This window comes from Sphingomonas sp. R-74633, assembly GCF_013416555.1.
Taxonomy (GTDB): domain Bacteria; phylum Pseudomonadota; class Alphaproteobacteria; order Sphingomonadales; family Sphingomonadaceae; genus Sphingomonas.
The window spans coordinates 145,856-157,499 of sequence record NZ_JACCFG010000003.1 but is presented as its reverse complement, the minus strand read 5'-3'; the positions used below and the strand labels follow the sequence as shown (position 1 = coordinate 157,499).

General features: G+C 65.8%; 10 protein-coding genes. 8 read left to right on the top strand and 2 right to left on the bottom strand.

All coding sequences use genetic code 11. The features are described from left to right. The first annotated feature begins 139 nt into the window (after positions 1-139). From HZY97_RS10845 to HZY97_RS10825, 5 genes are all read left to right on the top strand, one after another. Positions 140-1,498, top strand: a complete 1,359-nt coding sequence (locus HZY97_RS10845) for a M48 family metalloprotease (RefSeq protein WP_180143461.1) — start codon at positions 140-142, stop codon at positions 1,496-1,498. Beyond that, complete coding sequence (locus HZY97_RS10840; protein ID WP_180143460.1) at positions 1,495-2,259, top strand: DsbA family protein; 765 nt, start codon at positions 1,495-1,497, stop codon at positions 2,257-2,259. The genes HZY97_RS10845 and HZY97_RS10840 overlap by 4 nt, the downstream gene beginning before the upstream one ends. Before the next feature lie 157 nt (positions 2,260-2,416). Then, positions 2,417-3,367, top strand: a complete 951-nt coding sequence (locus HZY97_RS10835; protein ID WP_180143459.1) for an ABC transporter ATP-binding protein — start codon at positions 2,417-2,419, stop codon at positions 3,365-3,367. After that, a complete protein-coding gene (locus HZY97_RS10830; RefSeq protein WP_180143458.1) occupies positions 3,364-4,137 on the top strand; it encodes an ABC transporter permease in 774 nt (257 codons plus the stop codon). The genes HZY97_RS10835 and HZY97_RS10830 overlap by 4 nt, the downstream gene beginning before the upstream one ends. Beyond that, the gene (locus tag HZY97_RS10825) at positions 4,137-4,787 is read left to right on the top strand and encodes an FABP family protein (protein ID WP_180143457.1); all 651 of its coding nucleotides are present in this window, start codon (positions 4,137-4,139) and stop codon (positions 4,785-4,787) included. The genes HZY97_RS10830 and HZY97_RS10825 overlap by 1 nt, the downstream gene beginning before the upstream one ends. 140 nt (positions 4,788-4,927) lie before the next feature. On the opposite strand, the gene HZY97_RS10820 is transcribed toward HZY97_RS10825, so the two are convergent. Together HZY97_RS10820 and HZY97_RS10815 are read right to left on the bottom strand one after the other, a co-directional pair. Beyond that, a complete protein-coding gene (locus HZY97_RS10820) occupies positions 4,928-6,778 on the bottom strand; it encodes a CocE/NonD family hydrolase (RefSeq protein WP_180143456.1) in 1,851 nt (616 codons plus the stop codon). A gap of 55 nt (positions 6,779-6,833) precedes the next feature. After that, complete coding sequence (locus tag HZY97_RS10815; RefSeq protein WP_257215046.1) at positions 6,834-7,577, bottom strand: CPBP family intramembrane glutamic endopeptidase; 744 nt, start codon at positions 7,575-7,577, stop codon at positions 6,834-6,836. 206 nt (positions 7,578-7,783) lie between these two features. On the opposite strand from HZY97_RS10815, the gene HZY97_RS10810 reads away from it, so the two are divergent. Genes HZY97_RS10810 through HZY97_RS10800 form a run of 3 tightly spaced genes read left to right on the top strand, consistent with a single transcriptional unit; the run spans position 7,784 to position 11,617 of the window. Next, positions 7,784-10,024: a ferritin-like domain-containing protein gene (locus HZY97_RS10810; protein ID WP_180143453.1), complete on the top strand. Its 2,241-nt coding sequence runs from the start codon at positions 7,784-7,786 to the stop codon at positions 10,022-10,024. Next, entirely contained in the window at positions 10,024-10,875 is an 852-nt protein-coding gene (locus tag HZY97_RS10805; RefSeq protein ID WP_180143452.1) for a DUF692 domain-containing protein, read from the top strand. The genes HZY97_RS10810 and HZY97_RS10805 overlap by 1 nt, the downstream gene beginning before the upstream one ends. Further along, complete coding sequence (locus HZY97_RS10800) at positions 10,865-11,617, top strand: DNA-binding domain-containing protein (protein ID WP_180143451.1); 753 nt, start codon at positions 10,865-10,867, stop codon at positions 11,615-11,617. The genes HZY97_RS10805 and HZY97_RS10800 overlap by 11 nt, the downstream gene beginning before the upstream one ends. Positions 11,618-11,644 lie beyond the last annotated feature (27 nt).

Sequence of the window (11,644 nt, the reverse complement as noted above, 5' to 3'; positions counted from 1 at the left end):
ACAGAAAAACGGGCGCCGGTTCGACAAGGACCGGCGCCCTTTTTCATGGCTTCGATCCCGGCTTCACGGGCGGTTCATCGGGGCAAAGGCACGGCCAATGCCATTGATCGCGGGTCGGAAACGGAGGATATGAACGGGCATGAAGCGCATCCTCGCCCTGTTCTCGGCCGCCCTGCTGATCTGGATCCAGCCGGCCGCCGCCCAGTCGATCCTGCGCGATGCCGAGACCGAATCGCTACTCGCCGACATGGCCAAGCCGCTGTTCATCGCGGCTGGGCTTTCGCCTGCGAATGGCAAGGTGGTGCTGATCAACGACAGCTCGATCAACGCCTTCGTCGCCGGCGGGCAGATCGTCTATGTCCATTCGGGCCTGATCGATGCCGCCTCGACCGCCAATGAAGTGCAGGGCGTGATCGCGCATGAGATCGGCCATATCGTCGGCGGCCATGCCGTGTTCCAGAATGACGGCGGCTATACCAATGTCTCGATCCTCAGCCTGCTGCTCGGCGTGGCGGCAATGGCGGCAGGCAGCCCCGAGGCGGGCACCGGCATCCTGATGGCCGGCCAGCGCGCCGCGATCGGCAAATATCTCGCGTTCAGCCGCATCCAGGAAAGCTCGGCCGACGCCGCCGGCGCCAAGTTCCTCAACAGCGCCGGCATCAGCGGCCGCGGCATGCTCAGCTTCTTCGACAAGCTCACCGCGCAGATGCACCGCTACGGCTATTACAATACCAATCCCGAGGTCGATCCCTTCGCCCAGACGCACCCGATGTCGCAGGACCGCGTCGAGACGCTGAAGGCCGACCTGATGAATTCGCCGAGCTGGAAGAAGCCGCTCGACCAGGATCTCGAGGTCCGCTTCAAGCGCGTCCAGGCCAAGCTGCGCGGCTATGTCGCCGATGCCCCGGATACGCTGGCGAAGTATCCGCTCAGCGACCAGTCGATCTACGCGCATTACGCCCGCGCCTATGCCTATCATAAGTCGGGCTATCCCGAGCAGGCGGCGGCGGAGACCGCGGCGCTGGTCAAGCTCGCGCCCAAGGATCCCTATTTCCTCGAGCTCGAGGGGCAGGTCATGCTCGAATCGGGCGACCCGCGCGGCGCGCTCACGCCGCTGCGCGAGGCGACCGCGCTGTCGAACAACCAGCCGCTGATCGCCAGCACGCTCGGCCATGCGCTGCTCGCCACCGAGGACAAGGCCAATCTCGACGAGGCCGAGCGCGTGCTGAAGACCGCCGTGGCGCGCGACAATGACAATCCGTTCGCCTGGATGAACCTGGGCACCGTCTATGACCGCAAGGGCGACGAACCGCGCACCGCGCTCGCCACTGCCGAGCGGGCGCATCTGATGGGCGATGTCGGCACCGCGCTGATGAGCTCGCGCGCCGCGATGGCCGGGCTGCCCCAGGGCTCGCCCGACTGGGTGCGCGCGCAGGACATCAACATGGTCTCGCAGACGGCGTGGGACGAAATCCGGAAGAAGAAGAAAGACCGATGATCGAGCGGGTTTTGCGGTCTCCGCTGGCGCTGGCCGGCGCGCTGGTGCTGTGCGCGTTTCTCGGCGCCGGCGCCTATGCCGGACTCCAGGTGCTGTTGCCGCACGCCCAGTCCGACCGGGCGATGCACGATTACATCCTCGCCCATCCCGAAGTGCTGATGGAATCGGTCGACCGCTATAATGAGCGCGAGCGGACCAAGGCGGCGAAGGAACAGTCCGACGCCGCGCAAAAGGCGCTGGCGGCGATCGGCGCGCGCGTCGAGACGCCCTATGCCGGCGCCTCCGCCGGCAACCCGAGTGGCGACGTCACCGTCGTCGCCTTCATGGACTATGCCTGCGGCTATTGCCGCGCGAGCCTGCCGGCGATCGACCAGCTGGTGCGCACCGATCCCAAGGTGCGGATCGTCTATCGCGAGATCCCGGTGCTGGGTCCGGACAGCGTCGTCGCCGCGCGCTGGGCGCTGGCCGCGGCGGAGCAGGGCAAGTTCCTCGCCTTCCACTCCGCGCTTTATGCCATGGACGGGCCGAGCACGGCGAACATCGCTGCGTCGGCCAAGCTGGCCGGGCTCGACATTCCTCGCGCCCAGGCGGCGATCAAGTCGAAGGCGGTCGAGGATGAGCTGGTCTCGAACGGCGATCTCGGCGGCAAGCTCAAGATGAGCGGCACGCCGACCTGGGTGGTCGGCAAGCAGGTGCTCTACGGCGCGCAGGATTATGCCGGGCTCGCCGCCGCCGTGGCCGCGGCGCGCAAGCCGAGCTAGCCCGAAGCCGAGATCCGTCGCGCGCGATCGCGCGCCCGCACCCGCGCCCGCGCGTGAGTGTCGTGACTTTCGTGACTTTCCGGACTTTTTGTACCGACCGGTTGCCGCGTCGCACCGGGCGCCCTACTTAGCGGGTCCGTTCCGGCCCGGGGGCATAATGACTTCCATTCTTTCGATAAGCGGCGTGAGCAAGACCTATGGCTCCGGCCACAAGGCGCTCGATCATGTCGACCTGGAAATCCAGCGCGGCGAGATCTTCGCGCTGCTCGGGCCGAATGGCGCGGGCAAGACCACGCTGATCTCGATCATCTGTGGCATCGTCACGCCCAGCACCGGGACGATCCTGGTCGACGGGCATGATGCGATCCGCGAACCCCGCGCCGCGCGCTCGAAGATCGGGCTGGTGCCGCAGGAAATCGCGGTCGACATGTTCTCCACCGTCGGATCGGCGCTGCGCTTCTCGCGCGGCCTGTTCGGCAAGGCGCCCAACCAGGAATATTGCGACCAGGTGCTCAAGGACCTGTCGCTGTGGGACAAGCGCGACGCCAAGATCATGGAGCTGTCGGGCGGCATGAAGCGCCGCGTGATGATCGCCAAGGCGCTCAGCCACGAACCCGAGATCCTGTTCCTCGACGAGCCCACCGCCGGCGTCGACGTGTCGCTGCGCCGCGACATGTGGAAGATGATCGGCAAGCTGCGCGAGCGCGGCACGACGATCATCCTGACCACCCATTATATCGAAGAGGCCGAGGAGATGGCCGACCGGGTCGGCGTGATCAACAAGGGGCAGCTGCTCCTCGTCGAGGACAAGGCCGAGCTGATGAAGAAGCTCGGCAAGCGCGAGCTTGATCTTTCGCTGGTCGAGCCGATGGCGGCGATCCCCGCCGGGCTCGAGGAATGGCATCTCAGCCTCGAGGACGAGGGCAATCGCCTGCGCTACACTTTCGACGCCCAGGCGGAGCGCACCGGCATCCCCTCGCTGCTCCGCAAGCTGAGCGAGATGGGCATCGCCTTCAAGGATCTCGATACGTCGAAGTCGAGCCTCGAGGACATCTTTGTCGGGCTGGTCGAACAGCGCGAAACTTCCAATGAGGGAGCCGCGGCATGACCGGCATCAACCTCCACGGCATCTGGGCGATCTACAAGTTCGAGATGGCGCGCACGCTGCGCACGCTCTGGCAGTCGATCGCGACGCCGGTGATCACCACCTCGCTCTATTTCATCGTGTTCGGCAGCGGCATGGGCAGCCGCATCCCGTCGATCAACGGCGTGGCCTATGGCAGCTTCATCGTGCCCGGCCTGATCATGCTGTCGCTGCTCACCCAGAGCGTCGCCAATGCATCGATCGGCATCTATTTCCCCAAATTCACCGGCACCGTGTTCGAGCTGCTCTCGGCGCCGATCTCGGCCTTCGAACTCGTGCTCGGCTATGTCGGTGCGGCGGCGACCAAGTCGGTGGTGATCGGCCTGATCATCCTGCTCACTTCGGGGCTGTTCGTGCCGCTGCGCATCGATCACCCGCTGGCGATGCTCGCCTTCCTGCTGCTCACGTCGGTCAGCTTCAGCATGTTCGGCTTCATCATCGGCATCTGGGCCAAGGGCTTCGAGCAGCTGAACGTGGTGCCGGCGCTGATCCTGACGCCGCTGACCTTCCTGGGCGGCAGCTTCTACCCGCTGAGCTTCCTGCCCGAGCCGTGGCACACGGTGAGCCTGTTCAATCCGGTCGCCTATCTGATCAGCGGCTTCCGCTGGGCGTTTTTCGGCGAAGTCGGCGATATCGACGTGCGCTGGAGCCTGGGCTTCGTCGCGGGCTTCCTGGCGCTCTGCCTCGCGCTGATCGTGACGATCTTCCGCACCGGCTACCGGCTCAAGAACTGATGAACCCGTTCCCGCTCGACATCTTCACCGAACCCGAGGACGTCGATCCGCACACGCTGGCCAATCTGGGACCGCTCGCGCGCCTTGCCGGGCGCTGGGAGGGGCATAAGGGCGTCGATCTCAATCCCAAGGCCGAGGGGCCGGAGCGGCGCGAGTTCATCGAGCGGATCGAGTTCGTCCCGATCGACCCGCAGGCGAACGGCCCGCAGCTCCTCTACGGCCTGCGCTACCATATCCACATCACCACCGCGGAAGAGGACATCACCTTCCACGACCAGGTGGGCTATTGGCTATGGGAGCCGGCGACCGGTCTGGTCATGCAGACGCTGGCAATCCCGCGCGGCCAGGTGCTGCTCGCCTCCGGCAAGCCCGATCCGGCGGCGAACACGATCCGCGTGGAAGCGACGCGCGGACCGACCAGCTACGGCATCTGCTCCACCGATTTCCTCGAATATGCCTTCCGCACCGATGCCTATGTGATCGACATCGTCTTCAACGATGATGGCGGGTGGAGCTACGACATCCACACCACGCTGGCAGTGAAGGGGCAGGGGGTGTTCGACCACCACGACCGCAACACGCTGCACCGCGTGGGCGAGGCGAAGCCCAATCCCTGGGTCCAGATATTGGCGGCGCGGGGCGAGGGCTGAGCTTCACGCCAAGCTGATCCCCGGCGAAGGCCGGGGCCCAGTATCGATGCATTTAGTTGGCGTGTACCAACCTCTCGGGTGACATTGCAGCTGGGCCCCGGCCTTCGCCGGGGATCAGCGTTGGGATATCTGGCTAGGCGTTACTGCACCACCGGCAGCATGATCGCCGAGCCCGAACACACTTTCTGCGTCGCCTTCTGATAATCGCCCGGCTTGGCCTTGTAGATGTTCGGCACGAAGGTCTGCGGGTTGCGGTCGATAACCGGGAACCAGGTCGACTGGATCTGGACCATGATCTTGTGGCCCTTCTTGAAGACATGGTCGTGGTCGCGCAGCCCGATCGTCCAGTCGCGGACCTGGTTGGGCACCAGCGGCGTCGCCTTCTCGTCCGATTCGAGATAGCGGCCGCGGCGGATCTCCATCGCGATCGGCAACTGATAGCCGTTCAGCCCCTTGGCATAGGCGCCCAGGCTCACCGGGTTCTTCTCATAATCCTCGGGGAAGACGTCGATCAGCTTGACCACGAAGTCGCTGTCCGTCCCGCTGGTCGCGGCCATCAGCTCGGCGGTGACCTTGCCGGTGACGGTCAGGTCGGCATCGAGCGGCGCGCTGACATAGCTGAGCACGTCGGGGCGATATTCGACGAAGCGCTGGTCCTCGGCTTCCCACCAGCGCCAGTCGGGCGTCTTGTAGGTCTCCGACATCGGACGCGGGCGGAACGGCACCGGGTTGGCGGGGTCGGAGATATATTCGCGGCAGCCCTCGCCCTCGGCCGGCGCGTTGAACGAGACGCTGCCATTGGCGTGAAGATAGAGGCTCTTGTTGGTCGAATTGGCGAGCGGCCAGCTGTCATAGGTCTTCCACTGCCAGCTGCCCGACTGGAAGCTCTTCATCGTATAGTCCGGCTTGGCGCCCTTGCCGTGGAGCCAATAGGCGAAGAACGGCGCCTCGACCTGCTCCATGAACTGGGTGCCGCTGTCGGCGCCGAAGGGGATGCGGCCCAGCGCATTGGCCGGCGAATGCCAAGTGCCGTGCGCCCAGGGGCCGGCGACCATCAGCGCCAGCTTGTTGGGGTCGTTTTCCTTCTGCTTGTGGAAGATCTGCCAGCTGCCCCACGGGTCTTCCTGGTCCCAATAGCCGGCGACGTTGAGCGTCGGAACGGTGGTCTTCTTCAGCGTGTCCGACCAGCGCTGCTTCTTCCAGAAATCGTCGTAATCGGGATGGTCGATCATCTCCTGGTAGCGCGGCACCTTGCCCTTGAAGTACTTGGCCTCGATGTCCGCCGGCGAGCCCGCCTTCAGGAACCACTCATAGGTGTCGTAGCGGTCGTAGAGTTCGATGCCGTCGCTGGTCTTGTCGGCCTGGAGGCTGTTGACCCAGTCGCTGGCATAAGTGAGCCGCATCGCGCCGTTGCGGTGCAAATCGTCGTTCATCCAGTAATCGATCCACGCCGCCTGCGGGCTCACTGCCTTGAGCGCCGGGTGCGGACGGGCGAGGGCAATGGCTGCGGTGAGGCCGGGATAGGACACGCCCCACATGCCGACCTTGCCGTTGTTCGGCTTCACATTCTTCACCAGCCAGTCGATCGAATCATAGGCATCGGTCGATTCGTCCACGGCGCCCTTGCCGGTCTTGATCTCGGTGGAGAGCGTGAAGGGGCCGCCCTCGGAGCCGAAGCGGCCGCGCATGTCCTGGAAGACGAAGATATAGCCGTCCTTGCCGAGCGCCGCCCAGCTTGCCGGCGTGTTGCGCGGCGCGGCGCCGGGGACGCCATACGGGGTGCGCTGGAAGAGGATCGGCAGCGGGCCGGTCTGGCCCTTGGGGCGCATGATCACGGTGTGGAGCTTCACCCCGTCGCGCGCCGGGATCATCACCTCCTCGAAGGTGAAGGCGGCGTCGGCAGCCTGGGGCGCGGGGGCGGCCTGCTTCGCCGGCAGGGCGGCGAGCGGCGCGGCGGCAACCGCCAGGGCAAAGAGACTGACCAACCGCATATATACCTCCCGCGAGAACTGAATGTGCGAGGGGGTAATTGGTGTATTGCTGCTGTCAATCGGTTCGCGGCCGAAACCGAAGGGCGATCGCCGGGCGCAGCACCAGTGCGTTGAGATTGATCAGCACGTGGAAGATGATCGGCGCCAATAGTGTCACCGCACCGAGATAGAGCAGTGCGAAGATCGCACCGAGCGCGGTGGTGACGAGCACGCCCAGCCAGCCCTGATAGCGGTGAAGCAGCCCGAAGATCAGCGTGGTGGCGACGAAGGCGAAGGCGGGCGGTGCGCCGCACAGGGTGATCAGCAGCGGCAGATAGAGGCGGAAGAACACCTCCTCGCTGATCCCGGCATTCACCGCGAGCGGGATCACGCGCAGCAGCTCGGCGCGGTTGCGCGGCATCATCGGGGTGATGTCGAGCCCCGGAACCGGCTTGGCCGCCTTGGTGCGCTTGCGCCGGCGCAGCGCCAGGGCCGCGCCGGCGATGGCGCCGCCCAGCACGCCACCGCCCATCAGGCCGAGCAAATCGGGATCGAAGCCCGGGGTGACGAGGAGCAGCGGGCCGAACGGTGCGGGGAAATTCCACAGCGCTTCGACTCGACCGAGCAGCGCCAGGCCGATCAGTGGCACGCCAAGATACATCAGGCAGGCGTTGCGCGCCCAGCGCAGCAGGACTCGCTGGCGATGCGCGCTGTCCTCGATCGCACGGAAGCGCGTGAAGCTGCGCACGTCGTTGCGCTGGAACCAGATCAGCGCCGCCAGCGAAGCCAGCAATATAAGCGGCGGCATCAGCGCGTGCATCGTCACCTTTTCCTCACAGTGCCGGGAATAGCGCGCCCGGATGCCGAGGCAAGCGCCGAGGTGCCTTCAAGAAAAGCGTAAATTGAATGAAAACCGTAACAAATATCGCATGCAACTATATCGGTTCTATCGTCGATTGACGGACCAATAGTGTTGGTGAAACTCAAGCACATCGCATGTTTCATGCGAAGCTTGGGGAAATTGTCATGCATCTGACGCACGTTGCCGGCGAACTGTCCGCGCGCCCACTCAAGTTTCTCGAGACCGATACGCTGGTGGTGCGCTGGATCGCGCAGGCCGCGGTCAATGTCGAGCTGTTCACCATCCCGCTCTACATGACCTCGCTCTACTCGGTGACGGGCATGCATCCGATCACCAGCCAGGGGAACAGCTTCTACAAGGGCCGGCAATGGCCCGGCGCCAAGACGAGCGCGGTGTTCGAGCACAAGCCGGGCAACAAGGGCTGGGGCAACAAGAAGGCGTTCAACATCGTCTTCTCGGTGTTCATCCAGGAGATGCTTCACCTCCAGATGGCCGCCAACCTCGCCACCGCGGTCGGCGCCGTGCCGTGCTTCACCGCCACCACGCTGCAGAGCGGCGATCATGGCTGGACCTGCTACGGCCCCAAGCTCACCAAGATCCCCGGCGTGGTCGACCTGAAGGACACCAACCGGTTCAAGGATGTCGCGGTCAATGTCGGCCCGCTCGACAAGGAGCGGATCGAGCTGTTCCTCGCAATCGAGCAGCCGCAGGAGACCGCCGAGAAGGACATCGTTCGCAACAAGGACAAATATTTCCCCAAGGTGCCCTTCGCCTACACGACGGTGGAGGCGCTCGACGCCAACATCATGTTCGGCTCGATCGGCTATATGTACCAATGCTACCGCGACTATCTGCTGATCTGCTATGAGGACGGCACGCGGCTCTGGGACCATGTGATGAACGCATCGGGCCAGCAGAACGACCTGTTCAACAGCTTCAGCTTCCCCGGCCATCCGATGCGCGAGTTCATGGGCTTCGAGACCACGATCGCGCTCACCGATCCCGAGATCGCGCTGCGCCAGGCGCTCAACATGATGAACGCGATCACCGACCAGGGCGAAGGCGCCACGCTCGGCGCGCGCTATGACGACAAGGGCCAGCGGCTCAAGGACGGTTCGGAGAAGCTCGTCCAGGGTATCGTCAACCCGCATTACTGCCCGGACCGCGACGCGCTCGCCTCGGACTATCCGAGCTATTCGCAGGACGGCAAGCTCGTCCCTTCGGCCGATGCCGCCGCCCGCGCGGGCAATGACGGCATCGACCACTACACGCGCTTCCGCGAGATCGAGGATATCCGCGGCAGCGGCGGGCTCGAGACCTGGGACCAGTCGCCCAAGATCGGCAAATGGACCGGCAAGGACCTGACCACCGAAGGCTATGATCCGAACGACAACCCCTATGGCCTCGCCACCCCCGACCAGATCGCGGCGGCGCTCAACAGCCTGAAGACCGGCAGCGAGGCGGCGGCCAATTTCCAGAAGATGAGCCAGGCGGTGTGCGGGTCGATCAAGGGCGTCACCACCGTGCTCGACAATTACTGGAATCCGGGCAGCGCCACCGTCGCCTTCCCCTTCCCGTCCATGTCGGGATCGGGCGATCGCATGTCGACGGCCTGGGCGGTGTTCGGCCAGACGCCCGACCTGTCGGTGGGGGTCGGCCAGCCGGATACGAACATCGTCAACCACACCTGCCAGGGACTCGACCTCACGCAAGTCGACGGCAAATGGGGCACGAACAGCTGTGCGGAGACGTCGATCTACCACACTTGCCGCGGCTCGAACCTGTGCAAGGGCCAAGGCGGCTGCGGCTTCGTCCAGCTCACCAGCGGCGGCGGCAGCTGTGGCGGGTCGAAGGTGGCGAACACGCCTAAGGCGAGCCCCGTCGCGGGCGGCAATTGCGGTGTCCAGCCCGCGGTGATCGGCGGCGGCTGCTCGGCAGTGACGCTGCGCAGCTATGGCGGGCTGTGCGGCACGCCAACGCCGTCGCCCACGCCGAGCGGCCCGGTCTATACCGCGCCGAGCGACAATATCTGCGGCGGGTTCGGCGGTTGCGCAGTGCCGATCTCGGCGATGCAGCTCTATCCCAAGTCTGGGACGATGGCGGTCTATGCGCTGGTCGGCAGCGCGAAGCCGGTGCTGTGCGGCGCGCCCAAGCCCGCAGCCGCACCGGGGGCGGACAAGAACCTCTGCGGCACGCCGACGCCCTCGCCGACCCCCACGCCGACCGCCTCGAAGCAGATCGCCACGCTCGAGTTCAAGGAAGGCGACAAGGTCGAGGACATCGCCTTCCAGGCTTTTGCCAAGGTCGTCGCCTACAAGGTCAATGGCGATCCCAACAAGCCGGTGGAAGGGCTGGTCCAGCAGGCGCCGAACGACCTGCGCCTCGCCTATCCACCCTCGACCTGATGGCCGCGCCCCGGCTCGGCCTGCCCAATCCCGGCGACGGGCTGGGACTGCGCGAGGAGCATTTCCCCTATCTGATGTCGACGCCCCCGGAAAATTGGGGCGTCGACTGGTTCGAGGCGATCACCGAGAATCTGCTCGACAATCAGGGCTGGGGGATGCGCGTGTTCGAGCATGTCGCGGAGCACCGCCCGGTGGTGCTCCACGGCGTGTCGCTGTCGATCGGCAGCACCGCGCCGCTCGACATGGGGTACCTCGCCAAGCTGCGCGATCTGGCCGAGCGCTTCCGGCCGCTGTGGATCTCGGACCATCTTTGCTGGACCGGGGTGCAGGGAGTGAACAGCCACGATCTGCTGCCGATCCCGCTCACCGAGGCGGCGCTCGACCATGTCGCCGGCCGCGTCGCGGCGGTGCAGGATTTCCTCGGCCGCCCGTTGATCGTCGAGAACCCGAGTACCTATCTCGAATTCCGCGCCAGCCAGATGCACGAGGCAGAATTCCTCGCGCGGCTGTGCGAGTTGACCGGCTGCGGGCTGCTGCTCGACGTAAACAATGTCCATGTCTCGAGCTTCAATCATGCGCTCGATCCGCTGACCTATATCGATGCGATCCCCGCCGAGCATGTCGTCCAGGTCCATCTCGCCGGCCCGAGCGATCACGGCACGCATCTGATCGACACGCACGACGCGCCGGTCCCCGATGCGGTGTGGCCGCTCTATGCGCGCCTGTGGGAGCGCTGCGGGCCGGTCGCGACGATGGTCGAATGGGATGCCAATGTCCCCGCCTTCGATGTGGTCGCCGCCGAACTGGCCAAGGCGCGGCGGGTGCGCGAGGGGCTGTGCGTTGCCGCCTGATCTCGCCACGCTGCAGGACTGGATGCAGGACGCGATCCTCGCCGCTTCCGCGCCCGATGCCCGCGCGCATGTCCATGGCGACAACCGCCTTACCGCCGAGGATCGCGTTGCCATCTATGCCAGCGGCTATCGCCAGCGGCTGATCGAGTGCCTCGAGAGCGAATATCCGCTGCTCAGCGCGCTCGCCGGGCCGACCGCCTTCGCCCTGTTCGCGCAAGGCTATATCGCCGCGCATCCCTCGCGCAGCTACACGCTCTACGAGTTCGGCGCGGGCTTTGCCGACTGGCTGGAGGCGTCGCGCCCACCCGGCGGCGCACAGGATGTCGGGGCGATCCCCGCCGCACTGGCACGGATCGAGAGGACCAAGGCGGAGGTCCACCGCGCGCGCGGAATCGAGCGCGCGGCGCACCCCTTGCCGGGGCTCGAACCGGCGATCGCCGACATACTCGCACTCGCCACCCCGCGCCGCTGGTGGCGGCCCGACAGCGTGCGGCTGCTCGCGCTGCCGTTCGACTTTTCCGAAATGCTCGCGACCGGCGAACCGGTGCCGCCGCGCAGCGAGGCGATGCTGCTCGCGGTGGCCCGGGCACATTACCGCGTTGCCTGTTATCCGCTCGAACCCTGGCAGTTCGACTGGCTGTCTACGCTGCCCGGCGATCCGGCGCAGGCGGTGGCCGGAGAGGCGCGGCTGGCGGGGTGGCTGCCGTTCGCAGCGGCGCATGGGTTGGTGGCGGGGGCTTAACTACGCCGTCATCCCCGCCTTCGCGGG

Bases quoted from the DNA above. Each gene is read 5' to 3' on its own strand.
- HZY97_RS10845 (WP_180143461.1), top strand. From the start codon at position 140: ATGAAGCGCATCCTCGCCCTGTTCTCGGCCGCCCTGCTGATCTGGATC.
- HZY97_RS10840 (WP_180143460.1), top strand. From the start codon at position 1,495: ATGATCGAGCGGGTTTTGCGGTCTCCGCTGGCGCTGGCCGGCGCGCTG.
- HZY97_RS10835 (WP_180143459.1), top strand. From the start codon at position 2,417: ATGACTTCCATTCTTTCGATAAGCGGCGTGAGCAAGACCTATGGCTCC.
- HZY97_RS10830 (WP_180143458.1), top strand. From the start codon at position 3,364: ATGACCGGCATCAACCTCCACGGCATCTGGGCGATCTACAAGTTCGAG.
- HZY97_RS10825 (WP_180143457.1), top strand. From the start codon at position 4,137: ATGAACCCGTTCCCGCTCGACATCTTCACCGAACCCGAGGACGTCGAT.
- HZY97_RS10820 (WP_180143456.1), bottom strand. From the start codon at position 6,778: ATGCGGTTGGTCAGTCTCTTTGCCCTGGCGGTTGCCGCCGCGCCGCTC.
- HZY97_RS10815 (WP_257215046.1), bottom strand. From the start codon at position 7,577: ATGCACGCGCTGATGCCGCCGCTTATATTGCTGGCTTCGCTGGCGGCG.
- HZY97_RS10810 (WP_180143453.1), top strand. From the start codon at position 7,784: ATGCATCTGACGCACGTTGCCGGCGAACTGTCCGCGCGCCCACTCAAG.
- HZY97_RS10805 (WP_180143452.1), top strand. From the start codon at position 10,024: ATGGCCGCGCCCCGGCTCGGCCTGCCCAATCCCGGCGACGGGCTGGGA.